Origin of the sequence: Gilliamella bombi (genome assembly GCF_900103255.1) — a bacterium.
Taxonomy (GTDB): Bacteria; Pseudomonadota; Gammaproteobacteria; order Enterobacterales; family Orbaceae; genus Gilliamella; species Gilliamella bombi.
Window position 1 is genome coordinate 1 of sequence record NZ_FMWS01000073.1, and the last position, 462, is coordinate 462.

1 protein-coding gene and 1 pseudogene are annotated in these 462 nt (G+C 34.2%); one reads left to right on the forward strand and one right to left on the reverse strand.

All coding sequences use genetic code 11. The features are described from left to right. Positions 1 to 219, forward strand: a 219-nt coding sequence (locus tag B9N71_RS11780; RefSeq protein ID WP_143422138.1) for an IS3 family transposase, incomplete at its 5' end; no start/stop codon positions are given. Between the two features lie 14 nt (positions 220 to 233). Here B9N71_RS11780 and B9N71_RS13285 read toward each other — a convergent pair. After that, positions 234 to 462, reverse strand: a pseudogene (locus tag B9N71_RS13285) (hypothetical protein); the annotation flags it as partial.

Genomic DNA, 462 nt, shown 5'->3' on the forward strand with positions numbered 1-462 from the left:
AATGCGGTTGTTGAGAGTTTTTTTCATACACTCAAAACACATATTATTCATGACTGTTACTACAAAACGAGGAAGCAGGCTAATAAAGCACTATTTGAATATATTGAAATCTATTATAATCGGATACGCCGTCATTCAGCCAATGGCTGGGTATCACCTGAACAATATGAACAACAATATTACCAAAACGAAAAAATGATAGAGGTGGGCACTGTCTAATATTTTGGCGAGGATCACCCTTCACCGTAACTCCAAGGATTAAAAGCATACCCTCTAATCCATTTTATTATTTCTCCGTGCTTTTTACTGCTATAGCTTACCTTAAACCAGACATTAGAATATTGGTCTTTATCCCAAATGACATCCAGAATTTTGACAAAGTCGTTTTGTATTAAATAGATACTTGTTGGCTCATTTTCATTGGGGTTACTATAAAGATTGATTCTTTCTTGTTGAATATAA